General features: G+C 59.9%; 1 pseudogene. It reads left to right on the top strand.

The features are described from left to right. Positions 1-53: 53 nt before the first annotated feature. Positions 54-247: pseudogene (locus tag V0R37_RS22970) on the top strand (serine/threonine transporter SstT); the annotation flags it as partial.

Here is a 247-nt window from a genome sequence, read left to right as displayed (position 1 = left end):
GTGGCGGTCACCACCGCATCGCTTACCACCCTCTACCACCTGAGAGTCGCGCAATGATCGCCACCGCTACCGCCGTTTTTCGGCCCGTGTTACGGCTGGGACTTATCCCGCAAATCGTGATCGGTATTAGCGCTGGAGTGCTGCTGGCCCTATTCGTCCCGAACATTGCCAGCGATGTGGCGCTACTTGGGCAGCTATTCATTGCCGCGCTGCAGGCCGTGGCGCCTATTTTGGTCTTCGTGCTGGT

This window comes from Pollutimonas rozaliensis (assembly GCF_048751585.1).
Taxonomy (GTDB): domain Bacteria; phylum Pseudomonadota; class Gammaproteobacteria; order Burkholderiales; family Burkholderiaceae_B.
This window is presented reverse-complemented; position numbering and strand designations above follow the sequence as displayed.